The sequence below is a fragment of the Streptomyces sp. NPDC079167 genome (assembly GCF_040686735.1).
In the GTDB taxonomy this organism is placed as follows: Bacteria; Actinomycetota; Actinomycetes; order Streptomycetales; family Streptomycetaceae; genus Streptomyces.
Window position 1 is genome coordinate 80,169 of record NZ_JBFBLO010000001.1, and the last position, 17,994, is coordinate 98,162.

At 72.0% G+C, this 17,994-nt stretch carries 14 protein-coding genes; 12 read left to right on the top strand and 2 right to left on the bottom strand.

Annotated elements, in window-relative coordinates; all coding sequences use genetic code 11:
• The first annotated feature begins 28 nt into the window (after positions 1-28).
• From lpdA to AB0P41_RS00420, 7 genes are all read left to right on the top strand, one after another.
• A complete protein-coding gene (lpdA, locus tag AB0P41_RS00390; RefSeq protein WP_356707352.1) occupies positions 29-1,417 on the top strand; it encodes a dihydrolipoyl dehydrogenase in 1,389 nt (462 codons plus the stop codon).
• Positions 1,418-1,472: 55 nt separating this feature from the next.
• Positions 1,473-3,290, top strand: coding sequence for a 2-oxoglutarate dehydrogenase, E2 component, dihydrolipoamide succinyltransferase (gene sucB / locus AB0P41_RS00395; RefSeq protein WP_356707353.1), 1,818 nt, complete (start codon positions 1,473-1,475; stop codon positions 3,288-3,290).
• Positions 3,291-3,439: 149 nt separating this feature from the next.
• Positions 3,440-4,063, top strand: a complete 624-nt coding sequence (locus AB0P41_RS00400; protein ID WP_356707354.1) for a GntR family transcriptional regulator — start codon at positions 3,440-3,442, stop codon at positions 4,061-4,063.
• 271 nt (positions 4,064-4,334) lie between these two features.
• The gene (aceE, locus tag AB0P41_RS00405; protein ID WP_356707355.1) at positions 4,335-7,004 is read left to right on the top strand and encodes a pyruvate dehydrogenase (acetyl-transferring), homodimeric type; all 2,670 of its coding nucleotides are present in this window, start codon (positions 4,335-4,337) and stop codon (positions 7,002-7,004) included.
• Between the two features lie 375 nt (positions 7,005-7,379).
• Positions 7,380-9,038: a glycosyltransferase family A protein gene (locus tag AB0P41_RS00410; RefSeq protein WP_365929168.1), complete on the top strand. Its 1,659-nt coding sequence runs from the start codon at positions 7,380-7,382 to the stop codon at positions 9,036-9,038.
• 74 nt (positions 9,039-9,112) lie between these two features.
• Complete coding sequence (locus AB0P41_RS00415; RefSeq protein ID WP_365929170.1) at positions 9,113-10,078, top strand: YafY family protein; 966 nt, start codon at positions 9,113-9,115, stop codon at positions 10,076-10,078.
• Between the two features lie 83 nt (positions 10,079-10,161).
• Entirely contained in the window at positions 10,162-10,683 is a 522-nt protein-coding gene (locus AB0P41_RS00420) for a DUF4240 domain-containing protein (RefSeq protein ID WP_356707690.1), read from the top strand.
• Positions 10,684-10,705: 22 nt separating this feature from the next.
• On the opposite strand, the gene AB0P41_RS00425 is transcribed toward AB0P41_RS00420, so the two are convergent.
• Positions 10,706-11,233, bottom strand: coding sequence for a GNAT family N-acetyltransferase (locus AB0P41_RS00425; RefSeq protein WP_365929172.1), 528 nt, complete (start codon positions 11,231-11,233; stop codon positions 10,706-10,708).
• A gap of 76 nt (positions 11,234-11,309) precedes the next feature.
• Here AB0P41_RS00425 and AB0P41_RS00430 point away from each other — a divergent pair, with 76 nt between their 5' ends.
• Both AB0P41_RS00430 and AB0P41_RS00435 read left to right on the top strand, forming a co-directional pair.
• Positions 11,310-12,209, top strand: a complete 900-nt coding sequence (locus AB0P41_RS00430; RefSeq protein WP_356707359.1) for a TIGR01777 family oxidoreductase — start codon at positions 11,310-11,312, stop codon at positions 12,207-12,209.
• Between the two features lie 184 nt (positions 12,210-12,393).
• A complete protein-coding gene (locus AB0P41_RS00435) occupies positions 12,394-13,692 on the top strand; it encodes an NAD(P)/FAD-dependent oxidoreductase (protein ID WP_365929173.1) in 1,299 nt (432 codons plus the stop codon).
• Positions 13,693-13,700: 8 nt separating this feature from the next.
• On the opposite strand, the gene AB0P41_RS00440 is transcribed toward AB0P41_RS00435, so the two are convergent.
• Positions 13,701-15,323, bottom strand: coding sequence for a regulator (locus AB0P41_RS00440; protein ID WP_365929175.1), 1,623 nt, complete (start codon positions 15,321-15,323; stop codon positions 13,701-13,703).
• A gap of 311 nt (positions 15,324-15,634) precedes the next feature.
• Here AB0P41_RS00440 and lipB point away from each other — a divergent pair, with 311 nt between their 5' ends.
• The 3 genes from lipB to AB0P41_RS00455 all read left to right on the top strand — a co-directional run bounded on the left by lipB (position 15,635) and on the right by AB0P41_RS00455 (position 17,994).
• Positions 15,635-16,444 (top strand): lipoyl(octanoyl) transferase LipB, encoded by an 810-nt coding sequence (lipB, locus tag AB0P41_RS00445; RefSeq protein WP_356707362.1) that lies wholly within the window; start codon positions 15,635-15,637, stop codon positions 16,442-16,444.
• Positions 16,445-16,555: 111 nt separating this feature from the next.
• Positions 16,556-17,524, top strand: a complete 969-nt coding sequence (gene lipA / locus AB0P41_RS00450) for a lipoyl synthase (RefSeq protein WP_365929177.1) — start codon at positions 16,556-16,558, stop codon at positions 17,522-17,524.
• A gap of 269 nt (positions 17,525-17,793) precedes the next feature.
• Complete coding sequence (locus tag AB0P41_RS00455) at positions 17,794-17,994, top strand: hypothetical protein (RefSeq protein ID WP_356707364.1); 201 nt, start codon at positions 17,794-17,796, stop codon at positions 17,992-17,994.

Sequence of the window (17,994 nt, forward strand, 5' to 3'; positions counted from 1 at the left end):
TACGGCGCACATGCATGGAGGACGTGACGTGGCGAACGACGCCAGCACCGTTTTCGACCTAGTGATCCTCGGCGGTGGTAGCGGCGGTTACGCCGCGGCCCTGCGCGGAGCTCAGCTGGGCCTGGACGTCGCACTGATCGAGAAGGGCAAGGTCGGCGGCACCTGCCTGCACAACGGCTGCATCCCCACGAAGGCGCTGCTGCACGCCGGCGAGATCGCCGACCAGGCCCGCGAGGCCGAGCAGTTCGGTGTGAAGGCCACCTTCGAGGGCATCGACATGGAGGCCGTCCACAAGTACAAGGACGACGTGATCTCGGGCCTGTACAAGGGCCTGCAGGGTCTCATCGCCTCGCGCAAGGTGCACTACATCGAGGGTGAGGGCCGTCTCTCGTCGCCCACCTCGGTGGATGTCAACGGTCAGCGCGTCCAGGGCCGTCATGTGCTGCTGGCGACCGGCTCCGTGCCGAAGTCGCTGCCCGGCCTGGAGATCGACGGCAACCGCGTCATCTCCTCGGACCACGCCCTGAAGCTGGACCGGGTGCCGAAGTCCGCGATCGTCCTGGGCGGCGGCGTCATCGGCGTCGAGTTCGCCTCGGCGTGGAAGTCCTTCGGCTCCGACATCACCATCGTCGAGGGTCTGAAGCACCTGGTCCCGGTCGAGGACGAGAACAGCTCCAAGCTTCTTGAGCGCGCGTTCCGCAAGCGCGGCATCAAGTTCAACCTCGGCACCTTCTTCGACAAGGCCGAGTACACCGAGGACGGCGTCCGGGTGACCCTCGCCGACGGCAAGACCTTCGAGGCGGAGGTGCTGCTGGTCGCGATCGGCCGCGGCCCGGTCTCGCAGGGTCTGGGCTACGAGGAGGCGGGTGTCGCGATGGACCGCGGCTACGTCCTCGTCGACGAGTACATGCAGACCAACGTCCCGACGGTCTCGGCCGTCGGCGACCTGGTCCCGACCCTCCAGCTCGCGCACGTCGGCTTCGCCGAGGGCATCCTGGTGGCGGAGCGCCTGGCCGGTCTCAAGACCGTGCCGGTCGACTACGACGGCGTGCCGAAGGTGACGTACTGCCACCCCGAGGTCGCCTCCGTCGGCATCACCGAGGCCAAGGCCAAGGAGATCTACGGTGCGGACAAGGTCGTCGCCCTCAAGTACAACCTGGCGGGCAACGGCAAGAGCAAGATCCTGAAGACCGCGGGCGAGATCAAGCTCGTCCAGGTCAAGGACGGTGCCGTGGTCGGCGTCCACATGGTCGGTGACCGTATGGGCGAGCAGGTCGGCGAAGCCCAGCTGATCTACAACTGGGAGGCGCTGCCGGCCGAGGTCGCGCAGCTCATCCACGCCCACCCGACGCAGAACGAGGCGATGGGCGAGGCCCACCTGGCCCTGGCCGGCAAGCCTCTCCACTCCCACGACTGATCCAGTCCCGGGGACGACCGACCACTTCACACTTTCGTAAGGAGCAACTGAAACCATGTCGGTTTCCGTAACCCTTCCGGCGCTCGGCGAGAGCGTCACCGAGGGCACCGTCACCCGCTGGCTGAAGGCCGAGGGCGAGCACGTCGAGGCCGACGAGCCGCTGCTCGAGGTCTCGACCGACAAGGTCGACACCGAGATCCCCGCGCCCGCCTCGGGCACCCTCGCGTCCATCAAGGTCGCCGAGGACGAGACCGTCGAGGTCGGCGCCGAGCTGGCCGTCATCGACGACGGTTCGGGCGCGCCTGCCGCCGAGTCGGCTCCGGCCGCCGAGCCGGAGGCCGCTCCGGCCCCGGCCGAGGCTCCGGCGCCCGCCGCCGAGGCCCCCGCCGCGCAGGCCCCTGCCGCCGAGGCACCCGCCGCCGCTCCGGCCGGTGGCGCCTCCGGTACCGACGTCACCCTCCCGGCGCTCGGCGAGAGCGTCACCGAGGGCACCGTCACCCGCTGGCTGAAGGAGGTCGGCGAGGAGGTCGCGGAGGACGAGCCCCTGCTCGAGGTCTCCACGGACAAGGTCGACACCGAGATCCCCGCCCCGGTCGCCGGTGTGCTGCTGGAGATCGTCGTCGGCGAGGACGAGACCGCCGAGGTGGGCGCCAAGCTCGCCGTCATCGGCGCTCCGGGTGCCGCACCGGCCGCCGCTCCGGCAGAGGCCGCCCCGGCCCCCGCCGCCGCTCCGGCACCGGCTCCCGCAGCCCCCGCCGCTCCGGCAGAGGCCGCTCCGGCAGAGGCCGCTCCGGCTCCCGCAGCCGCCCCGGCTCCCGCAGCCCCGGCCGCCCCTGCTCCGGCACCGGCCCAGGCCGCGCCCGCCGCTCCGGCACCGGCTCCGGCCGCTCCGGCGCAGCCCGCCGCTCCGGCTCCGGCCGCCCCGGCCGCGCCTTCCGGTGACGACGGCGCGTACGTCACGCCGCTGGTCCGCAAGCTCGCCGCCGAGAACGGCGTCGACCTGGGCTCGGTCAAGGGCACCGGCGTCGGTGGCCGCATCCGCAAGCAGGACGTCGTCTCCGCCGCGGAGGCCGCCAAGGCCGCCGCTGCCGCTCCGGCTCCGGCCGCCGCCGCTCCGGCGGCCAAGGCCGCGCCGAAGCTCGAGGCGTCCCCGCTGCGCGGTCAGACGGTCAAGATGACCCGCATGCGCAAGGTCATCGGCGAGAACATGATGAAGGCGCTGCACTCGCAGGCCCAGCTGACCTCGGTTCTCGAGGTCGACATCACGAAGCTGATGAAGCTGCGCAACCAGGCGAAGGAGTCCTTCGCGGCCCGTGAGGGCGTCAAGCTGTCCCCGATGCCGTTCTTCGTGAAGGCGGCGGCCCAGGCGCTGAAGGCCCACCCGGTCGTCAACGCCCGGATCAACGAGGGCGAAGGCACCATCACGTACTTCGACTCGGAGAACATCGGCATCGCCGTGGACGCCGAGAAGGGTCTGATGACCCCGGTCATCAAGGGTGCGGGCGACCTGAACATCGCCGGTATCGCGAAGAAGACCGCCGAGCTGGCCGGCAAGGCCCGCGGTGGCGGCCTCACCCCGGACGACATGTCGGGCGCGACCTTCACCGTCAGCAACACCGGCTCGCGCGGCGCGCTGTTCGACACGGTCATCGTGCCGCCGAACCAGGCGGCCATCCTGGGCATCGGTGCCACGGTCAAGCGTCCGGCAGTCATCGAGACCGCCGAGGGCACCGTCATCGGCGTCCGCGACATGACCTACCTCTCGCTCTCCTACGACCACCGTCTGGTGGACGGCGCGGACGCCGCCCGTTACCTGACCACGGTCAAGGCGATCCTCGAGGCGGGCGAGTTCGAGGTCGAGCTCGGCCTCTGAGCCGTACAGCTGTAACCAGCCTCACCAGCGGCGCCCCCGTCCGGAACACTTCCGGGCGGGGGCGCCGCCGTATTGTCTAGACACCACCGGTCGTCCCCGGCCACCGCATCGGTGAGCAGCACCGGTTTGTTCGCCCGAAGGAGCCCGTCATGACCCCGCCCGTCGTCCACTCGCTGCGCGAGCAGATCCGCGAGCACATCGTGGAGGGGATAGTCAGCGGGCGCTGGAAGCCGGGTGAACGGATCGTGGAGCGTCGCATCGCCACCGAGCTGGAGGTCAGCCAGACGCCCGTGCGGGAGGCCCTGCGGGAGCTGGAGACGCTGCGGCTGATCGAGTCGGCGCCCAACAAGGGGGTCCGGGTGCGCAATCTGACCGCGGCCGACCTGGAGGAGAGCTATCCCGTACGGGCCGGTCTCGAGCAGATCGCGGCGGAGCTGGCGGCCCCTTCGCTCGGCGAGGACTGCTCGGCGCTCGCCCCGCACGTGGCGGCGCTGTACGAGGCGGACCGGCTGGCCGACGGCGAGGCGCAGGTGCGGCACACGGTGGCCTTCCACCGGGAGATGGTGCGCGCCGCGGGGAACGCCGTGCTGCTGCACACCTGGGAGGGGCTGGGCATCGAGGTGTTCACGGCCCTGTCGATCCGCTGGCTGGGCACCGTGCAGAAGTCGTACGCGGAGGAGCACGAGGCGCTCATCGAGGCGTTCCTGCGCCGGGACCCGCAGATCGCCGTGATGGTGAAGGAGCACGTCCTAGGGTGCGCGCCGCGCGCGTGAGCTCCGGCGCCGGAGGGTCGCGCACATCTGGGTCGCAGCCCGCTCGGCCGTGCAGGTCAGCGCCCGTTTCGCCCCCTTGATCCCGTCACTCCGTGCCCCGTTTCGCGGCACCGCATGCCACTTTTCTTCATATCGAGAAGTTTTGCCCTTCACCCTTTGATCGATCATCGATCGGAGACTTACAGTTCAGTCGCGGGCCCACCCGGCCCCATCGCCCTGTCCTGCCAGCCAGGGACTTCTCCACCCCCTCCCACTCCGGAAGGCGGCGATCATGACCGACCCCGTAGCAACGCTTCCGAGCGAGCTCGACCAGCTCCCGGACCGCGACCCCGAGGAGACCGCCGAATGGGCGGCCTCCCTCGACGCCGTCACCAAGGCCGCGGGCCCGCACCGCGCCGCGTACCTGATGCGGCGTTCGCTCCAGCACGCTGAGGGCGCCGGCATCGCGCTGCCCAAGCTGCTGGAGAGCGATTACGTCAACACCATCCCCACCTCCGCCGAGCCCGCGTTCGACGGCGACCTGGAGATGGAATCGAAGATCACCGCGTGGAACCGCTGGAACGCGGCCGCGATGGTCACCCGTGGCGCCCGGTACGGCGTCGGAGGCCACATCGCCACGTTCGCCTCGGCGGCCTGGCTCTACGAGACCGGCTTCAACCACTTCTTCCGCGGCAAGGAAGGTGACGGCTCCGGCGACCAGCTCTACATCCAGGGCCACGCCTCGCCCGGCATCTACGCCCGCGCCTTCCTCGACGGCCGCCTCGGTGAGCAGCAGCTCGACAACTTCCGCCAGGAGTCGGGTGGCGACGGTCTGCCGTCCTACCCCCACCCGCGGCGGCTGCCCTGGCTGTGGGAGTTCCCCACCGTCTCGATGGGCCTCGGCCCGCTCTCGGCGATCTACCAGGCGCGCTTCAACCGCTATCTGGCCAACCGCAAGATCAAGGACACGTCGAACTCGCACGTCTGGGCCTTCCTGGGCGACGGCGAGATGGACGAGCCCGAGTCGACCGCCGCCCTCGCCCTCGCGGCCCGTGAGCAGCTCGACAACCTGACCTTCGTCATCAACTGCAACCTGCAGCGTCTCGACGGTCCGGTCCGCGCCAACTTCCGCGTGGTCCAGGAGCTGGAGGGCGCCTTCCGCGGGGCCGGCTGGAACGTCATCAAGACGCTCTGGGGCAACGCCTGGGACGAGCTGTTCCAGCTCGACACCACGGGCGCGCTGATCCGCCGCCTCCGCGAGGTCCCGGACGCGCAGTTCCAGACGTACGCGACGCGCGACGTGGCCTACATCCGCGAGCACTTCTTCGGCACCGAGCCCGCACTCGCCGAGCTGGCGAAACTCCTGAGCGACGCGAAGATCGCCGAGTGTTTCTACAGCTCCCGCGGCGGCCACGAGGCCCGCAAGGTGTACGCGGCCTACCGCGCCGCCCTGGAGCACAAGGGCGCTCCGACCGTGATCCTGGCCCAGACGGTCAAGGGCTACACGCTCGGCAAGGGCTTCGAGTCCAAGAACGCCAACCACCAGATGAAGAAGCTGTCGATCGACGAGTTCAAGAGCATGCGCGAGCTGCTCGGCCTCCCGATCCCGGACAGCGCCTTCGAGGACGGGCTGGTCCCCTACGGCCACCCGGGCGCCGACTCCCCCGAGGTCCGCTACCTCCAGGAGCGCCGTGCCGCCCTCGGCGGTCCGGCCCCCGCCCGCCGGGTGCACGCCGCCGCGCTGCCCCAGCCGGAGGAGCGCGCGTTCAAGGCCCTGTACAAGGGGTCCGGCAAGCAGGAGATGGCCACCACCATGGCGTTCGTCCGCCTGGTGAAGGATTTGATGCGGGACAAGGAGACCGGTAAGCGCTGGGTCCCGATCGTCCCGGACGAGGCCCGTACCTTCGGGATGGAGTCGCTGTTCCCCTCGGCCGGCATCTACTCGCCGATGGGTCAGACGTACGACCCGGTCGACCGCGACCAGCTGATGTACTACAAGGAGGCCAAGGACGGCCAGATCCTCAACGAGGGGATCACCGAGGCCGGGGCCATGGCCGACTTCATCGCCGCCTCCACGTCGTACGCGACGCACGGCGAGACGATGATCCCGTTCTACATCTTCTACTCGATGTTCGGCTGGCAGCGGACCGGCGACCAGATGTGGCAGCTCGCCGACCAGCTCGGCAAGGGCTTCATCGTCGGCGCCACGGCGGGCCGTACGACGCTCACGGGTGAGGGCCTCCAGCACGCGGACGGCCACTCGCACCTGATCGCGTCCACGAACCCGGCGTCGCTGAACTACGACCCTGCGTTCGCGTACGAGATCGCGGTGATCGTCAAGGACGGTCTGCGCAGGATGTACGGCCCCGAGGCCGAGAACGTCTTCTACTACCTGACGGTCTACAACGAGCCGAAGCAGCAGCCCGCGATGCCGGAGGGCGTCGAGGAGGGCATCGTCAAGGGCCTGTACCGCTTCAAGGAGGGCACGCCCGCCTCGGCGGACGCGCCGCGCCTCCAGCTGCTGGGCTCCGGTACGGCGATCCACTGGGCCCTGAAGGCCCAGGAGCTGCTGGCCGCCGACTGGGGTGTCACGGCCGACGTCTGGTCCGCCACTTCGTGGGGCGAGCTGCGCCGCGACGCGCTGGAGTGCGACGAGGCCCTGCTCCGCGGCGAGGAGCGCGTGCCGTACGTGACCCAGGCGCTCTCCGGTGCGCCGGGCCCGGTCCTCGCGGTCAGCGACTGGATGCGCGCGGTTCCGGACTCCATCAGCCAGTGGGTGGAGCAGGACTGGTCCTCGCTGGGCACGGACGGCTTCGGCCTCTCCGACACCCGCGAGGGCGCCCGGCGCCACTTCGGTGTCGACGCCGAGTCCGTCGCGGTCGCCGCGCTGGCCCAGCTGGCCCGCCGTGGCGAGATCCCGGCCTCCAAGGTCAAGGAGGCCCGGGAGAAGTACGGTCTCTGAGAGGCCGGGAGCCGGAAGGCTGTCTCCCTTCACACCGCAGGGCGGGCTCACTTCGAGCCCGCCCTGCGGGCGTTCACGCACCCCGTCCGTACGGCGGTCGCACGTCCTCTTCATGAACTCCGGCGCAACGAATCAATAACTTCATGGGATGAATCCGAGCCTCCGCGCAACGCAATGCGGTGTTCGGCGGTCTAGGAGGGCGAGTCCTACGCCTCTCGGGCGACGGGTCGGTTTCCGGGGGGAACCGGACGGCACAGATCCGTTCCTTGAGCGGCGATTTATGGGCTCATACGGGTATATCTACCGAATACCGTTTCGTGCGATTGGACCGGGTATCCCCCACTACCCCCCGGCACGGCCTTGAGGGGACGCAGGATGACCACTGCCGAAAAGCTCGCACCGCACACGCTGCGGGCCACGATCGTCGTACCGATCTACAACGCCTCGCATTACATCGAGTCGTGCGCCCCGTCCCTGCTCCGGCAGAGCATCGGGCCCGACCGGTACGAGGTCCTCTACGTCAACGACGGATCGACCGACGACTCCGGGGACCGCCTGGACCGGCTGGCCGCCGCCCACCCGCACGTCCGCGTCATCCACCAGGAGAACTCGGGCTGGCCGGGCAAGCCCCGCAATGTGGGGGTGGCGAGCAGCAGGGGCGAGTTCATCCAGTTCGTGGACCAGGACGACGAGCTGGACGAGGAGGCCCTGGAGCGGCTGTGCGCCCTGGGCACGAAGAACGGGTCCGACATCGTGCTGGGCAAGGTCGTGGGGACCATGCAGCCGCCCAGCACCGTGTTCGCCCGGACCATCGACCGCTGCTCGGTGCGCGACCACTCACTGATGGATTCGCTCACCCCGCACAAGATGTTCCGGCGGTCCTTCCTCCTGGAGAACGGCATCACGTTCCCCGAGGGCAGATGCCGGCTGGAGGACCAGCTGTTCATGGCCCGCGCCTACGTCGCCACCGAGCGGGTCTCCGTGCTGGGCGACCACCCCTGCTACTACTGGATGCGCCGCGAGGACAGGGGCAACAACAGCAGTGCCCCGATCGACGTCAAGGGCTACTTCGGCAATCTCCGCCAGGTCGTCCAGGCCCTGAAGGACGGCACGGAACCGGGCCCGGAGCGCGACGCGCTGCTGCGCCGCACCTACCGCGTGGAGATCCTCCACCAGGTGAGCGAGCCCCGGGTGCTCAGCTCCACCCTGGACGTGCGGTCCCGGTTCGAGACGGTCCGGCAGCTCGTCGCGGACGAGTTCTCCCCCGGCGTACGGGAAGGGCTCCCGGCCGTGCAGCGGCTGCGCGCGACGCTTCTGGAGGACGGCCGCCTCGACGGTCTGCGCGCCCTGGCCGAACGCACCCGCACCCTGCGGGCACGGGCCGATGTGGGCCGGCTGCGCTGGCGGGACGGCAGGCTGACCGCCCCTCTCCGGATGGAGATGACGCATGCGGACGGCACACCGGTGGTGATGGTGGAGCGTGACGGACGCCTGCTGCTCGACCCCCGGCTGCTGGAGGGGAACCCGGCCGTCACGGAGTGGGAGATCGGCGACCCCTCGCGCGCGGCGTCCGCCCACGTGCTCCTGAAGGACCGCAAGCGCCCCATGGGCTGGTTCCCCGCCTGCGACCTCAGGGCGGCCGTCGTCCCGGCAGGCCCCGGGCGCAGCCGGCTGGTCGTCCGGGGCGAGCTGGAGATCGACCCGCTCACGGCGGCCGGCGGCGGCCCGCTGCAGCGCGGGGTCTACGACGTGCGGGGCTCGCTGCAGCTGCTCGGCGTGGGCAGGAGCGTGCGGATCGAAGGCGACCGGCGCAGTGAGCTCACCGCTGCCGGAGCCACCCGGGTCGGGCCCGGCGCCGTCGGCGTCGTTCCCTACTGGACCGCCGGGCGCACGCTCGCCGTCGACGTGGACGAGTTCTACCACCGCATGGACGCCCTCCCGCCGCGCAGATGGACCGTGCACATCCCGGCACCGGCGCGCCGCCCGCTCGGCCGGACCTGGCGCGGCCTGCGCGCGATGGCTGCCCGGCGCTGAGCCCGCGCCCCGCGCCGCGCCTCCACGGACCGGGCTCCCTGTGGAGGTGAGGCGCAGGCCCGCACAATGGCCCCATGCGTGCTGCCCGCCTGATCAAGATGGTGCTGCTCCTGCAGTCCCGGCCCTCCATGACCGCCGCCCAGCTGGCCGAGGAGCTGGAGGTCTCGGAGCGCACCGTCACACGGGACGCCCAGGCGCTCTCGGAGGCGGGCGTGCCCGTGTACGCCGACCGCGGCCGGGCGGGCGGCTACCGGCTCGTGGGCGGCTACCGGACACGGCTCACCGGGCTGGCCCGTCATGAGGCCGAGGCGCTCTTCCTGTCCGGGCTGCCCTCCGCCCTGCGCGAGATGGGGCTCGACGACGCCGCCTCGGCCGCCCGGCTGAAGGTCTCGGCGGCCCTGCTCCCCTCGCTCCGGGACGCCTCGCGCACGGTCGCCCAGCGCTTCCACCTGGACGCCCCCGGCTGGTACCACGAACCGGCCGCCCCCGAGCTGCTGCCCGCCGTCGCGGAGGCCGTCTGGGACGACCGGCTGGTCCGGGCGCGCTACAGCCGCCCCTCGGGCGAGGTGGAGCGGGAGCTGGCGCCGTACGGGCTCGTCCTGAAGGCCGGGGTCTGGTACCTGTGCGCCCGGGCCGGGGAGGACTTCCGGGTCTACCGGATCGACCGGTTCGCCGCCGTCGCCGTCTCGGAGACCCGTTTCGTACGGGACGAGGACTTCGACCTGCCGCGCTTCTGGGAGGACCGGGCCGCGCAGTTCGCGCGGTCGATCCTGCGTACCGAGGTGACCGTGCGGCTGTCGGAGGCGGGTGTACGACGGCTGCCGCACGCCATGGACCGGGCGGCCGTGGACGAGGCGCTGGCCGGGGCCGCCGCGCCGGACGCGGAGGGCCGGCGCACGGTGGTCCTGCCGGTGGAGTCCGCCGAGGTGGCGTACGGCCAGCTGCTGTCCCTCGGGCCCGAGGTGGAGGTCCTGGCACCCGCCGCCCTGCGCGAACGCTTTGCCGATACCGCCGAACGACTGCGCGACCTCTATCGCTGAAGTGGCCCGGAAGTGACGTCGAAGGCTTCAATTCGGTGTCTGGGCGTGCGTCGCCTGCCGCCGGGGCAGATGCTGGACCCGTGATGGACGAGACGGAGTTCTGGGAGATCATCGACAGCACCCGCGAGGCCGCCGAGGGCGACCCCGAGGACCACGCCGACCTGCTCGTCGAACGGCTGGTGCGGCTCGATCCCGACTCCGTGCTGGACTTCGCCAGGCACTTCGAGGCCCGCTACAACCGCGCGTACCGCTGGGACCTGTGGGGCGCGGCGGCCGTGCTGCTCGGCGGGGCGAGCGACGACGCCTTCGACTACTTCCGCTGCTGGCTGATCGCGCAGGGCCGTGAGGTCTTCGAGGGGGCGGTGCACGACCCGGACAGTCTGGCCGAGCTGCTGGACGACTTCGACGAGGAGCTCGACGGGGACGGCGAGGAGCTCGGTTACGCCGCCGACGAGGCGTACGAACAGCTCACCGGTGTCGTCGCCCCCGACCTGGGGCTGCCGCCGCAGGCGGGCGAACCGGCGGGCACGCCCTTCGGCTTCGACGACGACACGGCGCTGGCTGAGCGCTACCCGGCCCTCTGGGAACGCTTCGGCCCGGTCTGAGCGGCGGACGGGCGTCCGGGGTTCACGCCGTCAGCGAGCGGCCCATCAGGACGTCGTCGACGTACCGCCCGCCCAGGAAGAACTCGCCGGCGAGGACGCCCTCGACGGCGAAGCCCTCGGAGGCGTAGAGCGCCTGCGCGGCCGTGTTGTGGCCGAGCACCCGCAGCGTGAGCCGTCCGGCGCCCTGCCGCCGCGCCTCGGCGTACGCGGCGTGCAGCAGCGCACGTGCGACGCCCCGGCGCCGTGCCCAGTCGGCGACGGCGAGGCCCTGTATCTGGCGGACGTGAGCGTTGCAGACGAGCGGGGTCGGGCGGGCCAGCCGGACGTAGCCGGCCATGATCACCTCGTCCGTGCCGGTGACCGCCTCCACGACGAGGTAGTCGCCGGGCAGGTGACGCTCGTCGAAGAAGGGCTCGTACGGCGGCTGCGGCCTCGGCTGCACGGCGTGGAGGGTCGACCAGGTGGCCCGGTCGAGCTCGCCGAGGGCGGTCTCGTCCTCGGGTACGGCGGGACGGACGGGGGCGAGGGACCGGAATCGTGACACGGACATGCGCGCAACTGTGCCATGCGCGTCCGGCCCTTCCGACTCCCGCGTGACCGGGTGCGCATGGGGCAGGATGGACGGCATGCCGCTTTCCCGAATCGCCGTCACCGGATCGACCGGACTCATCGGAGCGGCGCTCGTGCGCTCGCTGCGTGCCGACGGGCACGAGGTGGTGCGCATGGTGCGCCGCCCGGCCGCGACGGGCGACGAGGTGGAGTGGGACCCGAAGCGCCAGTACGTCGATGTGGCGGGCCTGGCCGGCTGCGACGCGGTCGTCCACCTCGCGGGGGCGGGGGTGGGCGACCACCGGTGGACGGAGGCGTACAAGCGGGAGATCCGTGACAGCCGGGTGCTGGGCACGGCGGCCGTCGCCGAGGCGGTGGCCTCGCTGGACACCCCGCCGAAGGTGCTGCTGTCCGGGTCGGCCATCGGCTTCTACGGCGACACCGGCGACCGTGCGGTCGACGAGGGCGCGCCGCCCGGCGAGGGCTTCCTGCCGTCCGTCTGCGTGGAGTGGGAGGAGGCGACGGCTCCCGCCGAGGAGGCGGGCGTGCGCACGGTCCACGCGCGGACCGGTCTGGTCGTCTCCCGGCGGGGCGGGGCCTGGGGGCGTCTCTTCCCGCTGTTCAAGGCCGGACTCGGCGGGCGCATGGGGAACGGCCGGCAGTACTGGAGCTTCATCGCGCTGCACGACCACATCGCGGCGCTGCGGCACATCCTGGACACCGAGACGCTGTCGGGTCCGGTGAATCTGACGGGCCCGTCCCCCGTCACCAACGGCGAGGTGACGGCCGCCATGGGGCGGGTGCTGCGGCGCCCGACCCTGTTCACCGTCCCGGCACCCGCGCTGAAGGCCGCGCTCGGGGAGTTCTCCGGGGACGTCCTGGCCAGCCAGCGGGTGCTGCCCGGCCAACTTCTCGACTCGGGCTTCGCGTTCGCCTTCCCCGGCATCGACGACGCCATCCGGGCCGCACTGCGCTGACCACGGCCCGGCACTCCCCCGGGCCCCGCGACCGGCCGCCGTGCGACCCCGTGCACCGGTGCACGGGGTGCGCGCGACTGCGCCTCTCTCGGCCATACACCTAGCCTCGACCCGAACTCGGGCATTCCGGGGGCCTGTTGGGGGCAATACCTCCCCACAGTCGCACCGACTCGGGGAGGGGCACGTGATCGGGGCACACACAGCGGACCACGCGGATGTGGTCATCATCGGGGCCGGGATCGCCGGCCTGTCGGCGGCCCACCAGCTGATCGGCGCGGGAGTGGGCGTCAGCGTCCTGGAGGCCGCCCCACGGGTGGGCGGCCGGATGGCCACCCATGACGTGGACGGGTTCCGGCTCGACCATCTGGGCCCGTTGCTCAGTTCCGCGTATCCGGAGCTGAGCACCGCCCCGGGGCTCGAAGGCCTGGTGTTGCGGGACTTCGCCCCGGGGGTGCTCGTCCACAGCGGGGGGCGGCGGTACCGCGCCGGGGACGTACGGAGCGCGAGGGGCGCACTCCGTGCGGCGCGCTCCCGGTCGAGCGCCCCTCACGCACCCCTGGGCGGGGCGATCGAGCAGGCCAGGCTCGGCGCCTGGCTGGCCCGGCTGGCCACCGCTCCGGAGTCCCGGATCCTCGCCAGGCCCGACAGGGCCGTGTCCGAGGCACTGTCCGGCCTCCCGCCCCGCACGGTCGTCGGTTTCCTGCGCCCCCTCCTCTCGGCGCTGCTCGGCGACCCCGGGCTCACCACGTCGAGCCGCATGGCCGACCTCGCTCTCCGGGACTACGCGCGCGGACGGCTCTGTGTGCCCGTGGGCGGCTCCGCCACGCTGCCCGACCTGATGGCGGCCGCCCTGCCGCCCGGGACCGTACGCACGGGAGTGCATGTGACCGCGGCGGACATCACCTCCGTACGCACCAAGGAGCACGGCGAGCTCGGCTGCCGGTCGCTCCTGCTGGCCACCGGCGCGGGGGCCGCCGCCGAACTGCTGCCGGGGCTGCGGACGCCCGCCTTCCACCCGGTGACCGTGCTGCACCACACCACCGGGGAGCCACCGGCGACCGGGGGCCGTCTGCTGCTGGACGCGGACCGCTCGGGCCCGGTCGCGCACACCGCCGTGATGAGCGAGGTCGACCCCTCGCGCGCCCCGCGCGGCCGGGCCCTGATCACCTCCACGGTGCTCGGCCCCCCGCCGCGGGACCTCGACGGCCAGGTGCGCGCGCACCTGGCCACGCTCTACGGCACACCCACCGACGACTGGGAGCTGCTGGCCGCCCACCACGACCCCGAGGCGGTCCCCGCCATGCCTCCGCCGCACGACCCGCGCCGCCCGGTCCGGCTGCTCGCCGGGCTGTACGTCTGCGGCGACCACCGCGACACCAGCACGGTCCAGGGCGCGCTGCGCTCCGGCAGGCGCGCCGCCTCGGCGATCCTCGCGGACCTGGGGGTGCGCCGCCGGGGAACGGCGCTGCCCGCCGCCGCGTAGGCCGTCGGTCAGCCCAGCGCCGCGACCCGGTCGCGGTATCCCCGGACGGCGACGGCGTCGCGGTACGGCTCCAGGCGGCGCTCGAAGTCCCGTACGTACTCCGTCGCGCGCACCGACCGCATCTCCGCAGCCTGCTGGGCCGCCTCGGCGCCCAGCAGGCACGCCTGGTCCAGCTCCCCGAGCCCGAGCCGTGCGGAGGCGAGCACCACCCGGCAGAACAGCCGGCTCCTGGCGTACGCCGGCGCGCGCAGCTGGAGCGACCGCTCGGCGTGCTGGGCGGAGACACGGTACTGCTGCAGATCGCGGTGGCAGTGGCCGAACTCGTCGGCGAGCTGGGCCTCGTCGAAGTAGCGGGCCCAGTGCGGCACGTCGTCCCCGGGCCGGGAGACCCCCAGCGCCCGTTCCGCGCGTACCAGGGCGGCGACGCACTGCCTGTTCTCCCCGAGGACGCCGTGTCCGCGCGCCTCGACCGAGTGCAGCAGGGCCATGACGACGGGCGGCGCGGAGGAGCCGATGCCCTGCTGGGCGACGCGCGCGAGCTGGACGGCTTCCCTGCCGTGCCCCAGGTAGACCGCCTGCCGGCTCATCGTGATCAGGACGTAGGCGCCGTACGCCCGGTCCCCGGCGGCCTGGGCGAGCCGCAGCGCCTGGACGAAGTAGCGCTGGGCGAGGCCGTGCGCCGCGATGTCGTACGAGGTCCATCCCGCGAGCCGGGTCAGATCGGCCGCGGCGGAGAACAGCCGGCGGCCCAGCGTCTCGCCGTAGCTCCCGCGGAGCATGGGCTCGGCCTCGTGCTCCAGGTACCGGACGAGGGCCTGCCTGGCGTGGCCGCCGCCGTAGGCGTTGTCCAGGGTGCGGAAGAGCTCGCCCACCGAGCGCAGGGCGGCGACGTCGCCACTGCCGACCCGCTGGCCGGCGCCGCGGTCGGTCTGCCGCTGGCGCGGGACGCCCAGGAGCGGTGCCACGGCAGCGGGCGGGCGGGAGGGGACGGGGCCCCGGCCGGCGCCCGCCCGGGCTCCGTTGGCTCCCGCCCCGTACGCCGGGCCGGGGACGCCGGGCGCCTGGAGGGCTCCGGGTACCTGCTGGAGCCCGTGCGGGGGCCGGCTCCCCCGGCCTTCGACGGGCGTGCGGGGTGCGGGCAGGCCGGTGGCGCCGCTCGCGCGCTCCTGGGGTTCGCCCCGGCCGACCCATTCGTCGGCCCGCCCGATCAGCCAGTCCCTGCTGGGGACGACCAGCCCCGCGGGGGTGAACGCGATCTTGCGCAGCTCCGCATGGCTGCCCGAGTCCTTGCGCCAGAGCCCGCTGACGATGTCGACGGCCTCGGCGGGCGTGGCCGCGAACTCCAGTCCGGCGTAGACGGGCGCACACGCGTCCAGGCCCAGGTCCTGCGCGGAGAGCCGGCGTCCGAGCCGTCTGGTGAAGACCTCGGCGATCAGCGCGGGGGTGGTGCCCCGGGGCTGCTGGCCGCGGAGCCAGCGGGTCACCGAGGTCTTGTCGTATCGCAGGTCGAGCCCGTGTTCGAGGCCGAGCTGGTCCACCCGGCGGGCCAGGCCCGCATGGGAGAACCCGGCCTCCGCGATGAGGGCAGCGAGCCGCCGGTTCGGGGTGCGCTGCGGAGGTCGTTCCGACATCAGCTGTAAGGTCTCCTGCCTTCGGCGCCGGGCGGGCAGCCCTTACGGGCTCCCCCACGATTGGGAGCGGGCGAGCCCGTTATGGAACGGCGCGAACTTAACTGCCCCGGCGGCGGCACCAACGGCCTTCGCTCCACGTTCATCCGATCGTGTGAGGATTAATGGATCGCTGACGGGAAGCGCCCCGTCCGTAACCTGCCGGACCCGGTGTTCGGGAGCGGTCGTACAGTGGCTCAGGGCGCACACGGATGGTGCCGTGACCCCGGGGACACCCCCCGGCCCTCCGGCACCGCGAGTAGGGAGGCACCCGAGTGAGTGAGCTGCGGTTCGTCCGTCTGGGATTCGGCGAGGAGCGGGTCGACTACCAGGAGGCCTGGCAGAAGCAGCGCGAGGTGCACGCCGCCAGGTTCGAGGACACCGTCCCCGACACCTGCCTGCTCCTCGAGCACCCCTCCGTCTACACGGCGGGGCGGCGCACGACGGAGAGCGAGCGACCGCTCGACGGCACCCCGGTCATCGATGTCGACCGCGGCGGGAAGATCACCTGGCACGGCCCGGGACAGCTCATCGGCTACCCGATCCTCAAGCTCCCCCGCCCGGTGGACGTGGTGGCACACGTCCGCCGCCTGGAGGACGCACTGATCCGCACGGCCGCCGAGTTCGGCGTGGAGACCAGCCGGGTCGAGGGCCGCAGCGGTGTCTGGGTCCTCGGCGACCCGGTCGGGGACCGCCCCTCGCTCGGCGGGCTCTCCCTCGACTTCGACCCCCGCCTGCACGACGAGGAGTTCGACCCCCGGCTGAACGGCCCGGAGTACGCGCCCTCGAACGCCGGGCAGCGCCGCGAGGACCGCAAGCTGGCCGCGATCGGCATCCGGGTCGCCAAGGGCGTCACCATGCACGGCTTCTCCCTGAACGTGAACCCGGACAACACCTCGTTCGACCGGATCGTGCCCTGCGGGATCCGGGACGCGGGCGTGACCTCGCTCTCGTACGAACTCGGCCGTGAGATCACCATCGACGACGTCCTCCCGGTCGCCGAGAGGCACCTGCGGGACGTCCTGGAGAACGCGGAGCTCGCGCCCCGCGTCCTCGCGCCGAAGGAACCGGCCGCCTCGGCGTAGGGAATAGGCCCCGTCGGCCACAGGTTGGCCAGACGCAAGGCCGTTCTAACCACGGGCGTACCCTGGTGTTCGCCGAAGAATCCAATGCAGCGAAAGCAAAGGGGTGCCGGAGTGTCCGGTGTCGCACCCGACGGGCGCAAGATGCTGCGCCTGGAGGTCCGAAACAGCCAGACCCCCATCGAGCGCAAGCCCGAGTGGATCAAAACCCGGGCGAAGATGGGCCCCGAGTACACGAAGATGCAGGCGCTCGTGAAGGGCGAGGGTCTGCACACGGTGTGCCAGGAGGCCGGCTGTCCGAACATCTACGAGTGCTGGGAGGACCGCGAGGCGACGTTCCTCATCGGCGGCGACCAGTGCACCCGGCGCTGCGACTTCTGCCAGATCGACACGGGCAAGCCGCAGGCGCTGGACCGTGACGAGCCCCGCCGTGTGGGCGAGTCCGTCGTGACGATGGACCTGAACTACGCCACGATCACCGGCGTCGCACGCGACGACCTGGACGACGGCGGCGCGTGGCTGTACGCGGAGACCGTGCGCCAGATCCACGCGCAGACCGCGGGGCGGGAGAGCGGCGCCACGAAGGTGGAGCTGCTCATCCCCGACTTCAACGCGGAGCCCGCGCAGCTCGCCGAGGTCTTCTCCTCGCGCCCGCAGGTGCTCGCGCACAACGTCGAGACGGTGCCGCGGATCTTCAAGCGGATCCGCCCCGGCTTCCGTTACGAGCGCTCCCTGGAGGTCATCACGCGGGCCCGCGAGGCCGGCCTGGTGACGAAGTCCAACCTGATCCTCGGCATGGGCGAGACCCGCGAGGAAGTCAGCGAGGCGCTCCAGGACCTGTACGACGCGGGTTGCGAGCTCATCACGATTACGCAGTACCTCCGGCCCTCCGCGCGGCACCATCCGGTCGAGCGCTGGGTGAAGCCGCACGAGTTCGTGGAGCTGAAGGACGAGGCCGACGCGATCGGTTACTCGGGCGTCATGTCCGGGCCGCTGGTGCGGTCCTCGTACCGCGCGGGCCGCCTCTTCCAGCAGGCGATGGAGCGGCGCGGCGCGACCGCCGCGACCGCGCCGGCCGTGTGAATCGGCGCACAAGAAGATACTGAACAGTAATACCCGCGACGACGCGGTCCGTACGTCCCCCGCAGGTGAGGGGCCCGTATGGGCCGCGTCGGCGTGCGCGCCGCCGAAATCAGAGTTTCATTGGTGTTTGACCGACCGGTCATGCACTGGTAACACCGAGCAGTGACCCTAGGTACATACGCGGTGGCTCCGCAGCCGCCGTCGTCATTGCTTCCCGCTACTCAGTGCGCGCCGGGCGCGCGCATCCGCTCCGAGGGGGAACACCCACGATGCACGCCGCACCGGTACGAGCCAACGCCATCCCGACCGTCACCACCGCACTCCGCGCCGTCGAGTCCCTGCTGATGAGCGGCGGCCAGCGCACGGCCCGCCGCAACGCCTGGACGGCCGTCCTGGAGGACCGCCGCAGGGCGCAGGACCGGGTCGAGGCGGAGCATGTGCTGAAGGCTGTGGCCGACCACCGTTCCTAG

Bases quoted from the DNA above. Each gene is read 5' to 3' on its own strand.
- AB0P41_RS00400 (WP_356707354.1), top strand. From the start codon at position 3,440: ATGACCCCGCCCGTCGTCCACTCGCTGCGCGAGCAGATCCGCGAGCAC.
- AB0P41_RS00430 (WP_356707359.1), top strand. From the start codon at position 11,310: ATGCCGCTTTCCCGAATCGCCGTCACCGGATCGACCGGACTCATCGGA.
- AB0P41_RS00425 (WP_365929172.1), bottom strand. From the start codon at position 11,233: ATGTCCGTGTCACGATTCCGGTCCCTCGCCCCCGTCCGTCCCGCCGTA.
- AB0P41_RS00410 (WP_365929168.1), top strand. From the start codon at position 7,380: ATGACCACTGCCGAAAAGCTCGCACCGCACACGCTGCGGGCCACGATC.
- AB0P41_RS00420 (WP_356707690.1), top strand. From the start codon at position 10,162: ATGGACGAGACGGAGTTCTGGGAGATCATCGACAGCACCCGCGAGGCC.
- aceE (WP_356707355.1), top strand. From the start codon at position 4,335: ATGACCGACCCCGTAGCAACGCTTCCGAGCGAGCTCGACCAGCTCCCG.
- AB0P41_RS00415 (WP_365929170.1), top strand. From the start codon at position 9,113: ATGCGTGCTGCCCGCCTGATCAAGATGGTGCTGCTCCTGCAGTCCCGG.
- AB0P41_RS00440 (WP_365929175.1), bottom strand. From the start codon at position 15,323: ATGTCGGAACGACCTCCGCAGCGCACCCCGAACCGGCGGCTCGCTGCC.
- AB0P41_RS00455 (WP_356707364.1), top strand. From the start codon at position 17,794: ATGCACGCCGCACCGGTACGAGCCAACGCCATCCCGACCGTCACCACC.
- sucB (WP_356707353.1), top strand. From the start codon at position 1,473: ATGTCGGTTTCCGTAACCCTTCCGGCGCTCGGCGAGAGCGTCACCGAG.